Raw genomic sequence first — 3359 nt, 5'->3', positions numbered from 1 at the left:
GCTGGGGCTGCAGCCGCGCCGACGTCACCGTCCCCGCGGAGGCGGAGGGCGCGCTCGCCCTGGCCCGGGTGCTCGGCTACACCGACCGGATGCAGAACATGGCCAAGCGGCTCGGCCGGGCACCGGCACTGCCGGACGGGCTGACCGTCCGTCCGATCGGCGCGGCGGAGTACCCGCAGTGGCTGGCCGCCGCGAGAGCCGGCTACCTGCACGACCTGCGCTCCTCGGGCCTCACCGCGCAGCAGGCCGAGGCCAAGGCGGAGGCCGACCACCGCCAGGTCCTGCCGCAGGGGCCGGACACCCCGGGCGTCGCACTGCGCCGGCTCGTCGACGGCGACGGCCGCGCGCTCGGCAGCCTCTGGCTGCACCTGCGCCAGGAGGTCTCGCCGGAGGGCCGCCCGCTGGCCTGGGTGATGGTGGTGGAGGTCGACGAGGAGCACCGCGGCCGGAGCCTCGGCCGCGCCCTGATGCTGGCCGCCGAGCACGAGTGCCTCGCGGCGGGCGTGCACGACCTCGGGCTCAACGTCTTCAGCAGCAACACGGTGGCCGTCGGCCTGTACGCCTCGCTCGGCTACCGGATCACCCGGCGGGTCCTCGGCAAGCAGCTGCTCTGATGACGTCGGCCGGCCGGGCCGGCGGCCCCGCCGGGTGCGGGGGTCAGCCCCGGTTCTTCTCGATCAGCTCGACGATCCGGGCGCGCAGCCCCTCCTGGCTCTTGCCGCCGTCCAGCCGCTGCCCGGCGATCACGTAGGTCGGGGTGCCGGTGACCCCGATCGCCCGGCCCTCGGCCTGGTCGGCGTCGACCAGCAGGGTGTGCCGCCCGTCGATCAGCGCGGTGTCGACCTCGTCCGCGTCCAGCCCCAGGTCGGCGGCGACGGCCAGCAGCGTCTTCTCGCCGTCCCGGCCGAGCTCCTCGGTCCGCTCCAGCAGGGCCTCGACGTACGCCCAGCCGTTGCCCTGGGCGAACGCCTCCTCGGCGGCCTGGGCGGCCGCGTACGCGTGCTTGTTCTTCTCCAGCGGGAAGTGCCGCAGCTCGATCCGGAACTCGTCGCCGTAGCCGGAGCGCAGCGCCCGGACGTCGTCCAGGGCGGTGCGGCAGTCGGGGCACTGCAGGTCGCACCAGAATTCGAGGCGGGGGAGGGAGGCGTCGGTCATGCCCCCAGTCTTTCATCCGCGGGGGCCGTGCCAGGCCGCCTCGGACCGCTGGGCGCCGGGCGGGCGGCCGGTCAGCCCGCGGCCACCGCCTCGGCCTCGGCGGAGCGCTGCCGGGCGCGGTACGCGGCGACGTGCAGCCGGTTGCCGCAGGTGCGGCTGTCGCAGTAGCGGCGCGAGCGGTTGCGGGAGAGGTCGACGAAGACGCGCTCGCAGTCGGGGGCCTCGCAGCGCCGCAGCCGCTCGCGCTCGCCGGCCATCACGATGAAGGCGAGCGCCATGCCGAGCTCGGCCGCGAGGTGGTCGCCGATCGCGGCGTGCGGGGCGAAGTAGTGGATGTGCCAGTCGTGGTGGTCGTGGTTGGTCAGCCGCGGCGTGGTGCCGGCCGCCGCGACCACCGCGTTCACCAGCTCCGCGGCCTCCTCGGTGGAGCGCGCGGAGAACACCTCGCGCAGCCGGCCGCGCAGCAGCTGCACCGAGGCCAGGTCGGCGCCGGTCAGCGAGTCGATCTCGCTGATCTCCTGCTTGACCACGAACGCGCCGAGCGCGGCGGTGTCCGGCAGCTGCTCCGAGCCGCACGCCTCCGGGGCGGTGTTGAGCAGCTCGACCAGAATGCTCAGCGCGCACTCGGTGTCATGGGTGATCAGCACGTCGGCTCCTCGCGCGGCGGGGGCCCACCGGCCCCTCGTCGGTCGTCACCCGCGACTCTACCGGGCCGCGCCGTCCGAGCGAAGGAAAGCGCCCGGCGGTACGGCCGGCCACCCTTGTGGATGGCCGGCCGTACCGCCGGGCGCCACACCGTCGGGCCGGGCGGGCCCGTCGGTGACCCCGAGACCGCCGGTGGTGCGTGGCGGCAGGTGCGACCGTGCCCCCGAGTAGGACGGACGCAGTGGGCGTGGCCGCGCCGAGGCGGGCCCGCCGCAGCGAGGTCAGCTTTCGGCGAGGATGTGGGACAGCTCCCGATCGAGGTCGAAGTGACGGTGTTCGGTGCCGGGCGGCACGGCGGCGTCGGTGCGCTTGAGGAACGACTCGAGCGCCCGCGCCGGGGCTTCCAGCAGGGCTTCTCCTTCCGGAGAGCTCAGGGCGATGCAGACGACCCCCTGACCGTGGCTGCGCGAGGGCCACACCCGCACGTCGCCGGTCCCTGTCGGACGGTGCAGCCCCTCCGCGAGGAGATCACGGGCGAACACCCACTCGACGGTCTCGTCGGCACCGGTGTGGAAGGTGGCGTGCACGGCATAGGGGTCCGAGGTGTCGTAGCGCAGGCCCGCGGGGACGGGCAGGGAGGACTCGCTGGACACGATGAGGCGCAGGTGCAGCTCGCAGCTGACCGTGGTGTTCATAAGCGCCAGGGCCTTTCGCTCAGTGTGCGCTCGGGGAATCGCACGTCGGCGAACGGACCATCCCACCCGAAAGCCCGGTGTAAACCCCTCTGTCCCGATTCAACGCCGTGTCGTACCCCTTCCGGCGCATTGCGGAATCGGCGGCGGCGGGGAGTCGGGCCCCGTACCGGCGGGTATCTCGGGTACTTTTCCCGCATGGCTGTACGAAACGACAATCCTGACCGGGTCGAGGACGGGGCACCCATGGCGTCCGACGGTGGCGAGGGCGGGAGCGGGGACGGCGAGGAGCGGGACGGCGGGGGCCGGCCGCTCGGTTCGCGGGCCCCGGCGTTCATCCGCCGGTCGCGGCCGCTGCACCTGAGCTGGCAGGTGGTGGTCTTCCTGGTCGGCCTGGCCGTGGTCGGGCTCGGTGTCGTCCTGCTGCCGCTGCCCGGCCCCGGCTGGGTGGTCATCTTCCTGGGGATGGGCATCTGGGCGACCGAGTTCGTCTGGGCCCAGCTGGTGCTGCGCTGGACGCGGCGGAAGGTCGCCGAGGCGGCCGAGCGGGCGCTGGACCCGAAGGTGCGCCGCCGCAACATCACGCTGACCGTGATCGGCCTGGTGATCATCGGTGCGCTGCTCGGCTGGTACCTGTGGCAGTACGGCGCGGTGCTGCCCTGGGACCTGCACTGACCGGGAGGGTGTTCGGAGCACCCCCGCGGATGGGGTAATGTTTTCCCTGCACCCGGGCGATTAGCTCAGCGGGAGAGCACTTCGTTCACACCGAAGGGATCCCGTTCACCGGTGTCGTCGAGCAGCTGTTCTTCCCCGAGGGCTCCACCGTCGACGTCGGCACCGCGATCATCGCGGTGGCGGTCGAGGGTG

General features: G+C 73.5%; 5 protein-coding genes. 2 read left to right on the top strand and 3 right to left on the bottom strand.

All coding sequences use genetic code 11. The features are described from left to right. A partial coding sequence (locus ABZ641_RS30140) for a GNAT family N-acetyltransferase (protein WP_359986839.1) occupies window positions 1-614 on the top strand: 614 nt, incomplete at its 5' end. A gap of 43 nt (window positions 615-657) precedes the next feature. Here ABZ641_RS30140 and ABZ641_RS30135 read toward each other — a convergent pair. The 3 genes from ABZ641_RS30135 to ABZ641_RS30125 all read right to left on the bottom strand — a co-directional run bounded on the left by ABZ641_RS30135 (window position 658) and on the right by ABZ641_RS30125 (window position 2495). Then, a complete protein-coding gene (locus tag ABZ641_RS30135; protein ID WP_359986836.1) occupies window positions 658-1155 on the bottom strand; it encodes a DsbA family protein in 498 nt (165 codons plus the stop codon). Between the two features lie 71 nt (window positions 1156-1226). Further along, complete coding sequence (locus tag ABZ641_RS30130; protein ID WP_344621686.1) at window positions 1227-1802, bottom strand: CGNR zinc finger domain-containing protein; 576 nt, start codon at window positions 1800-1802, stop codon at window positions 1227-1229. 279 nt (window positions 1803-2081) lie between these two features. Beyond that, window positions 2082-2495 (bottom strand): SsgA family sporulation/cell division regulator, encoded by a 414-nt coding sequence (locus ABZ641_RS30125; RefSeq protein ID WP_030268554.1) that lies wholly within the window; start codon window positions 2493-2495, stop codon window positions 2082-2084. A gap of 243 nt (window positions 2496-2738) precedes the next feature. Here ABZ641_RS30125 and ABZ641_RS30120 point away from each other — a divergent pair, with 243 nt between their 5' ends. Next, entirely contained in the window at window positions 2739-3167 is a 429-nt protein-coding gene (locus ABZ641_RS30120) for a TIGR02611 family protein (protein ID WP_344621687.1), read from the top strand. Window positions 3168-3359 lie beyond the last annotated feature (192 nt).

The organism is Kitasatospora sp. NPDC007106 (assembly GCF_040634455.1).
GTDB lineage: Bacteria > Actinomycetota > Actinomycetes > Streptomycetales > Streptomycetaceae > Kitasatospora > Kitasatospora arboriphila.
Note: the sequence above shows the minus strand (reverse complement) of the source record. Positions and strands in the feature narration are given on the sequence as shown.

Bases quoted from the DNA above. Each gene is read 5' to 3' on its own strand.
- ABZ641_RS30125 (WP_030268554.1), bottom strand. From the start codon at position 2,495: ATGAACACCACGGTCAGCTGCGAGCTGCACCTGCGCCTCATCGTGTCC.
- ABZ641_RS30135 (WP_359986836.1), bottom strand. From the start codon at position 1,155: ATGACCGACGCCTCCCTCCCCCGCCTCGAATTCTGGTGCGACCTGCAG.
- ABZ641_RS30120 (WP_344621687.1), top strand. From the start codon at position 2,739: ATGGCGTCCGACGGTGGCGAGGGCGGGAGCGGGGACGGCGAGGAGCGG.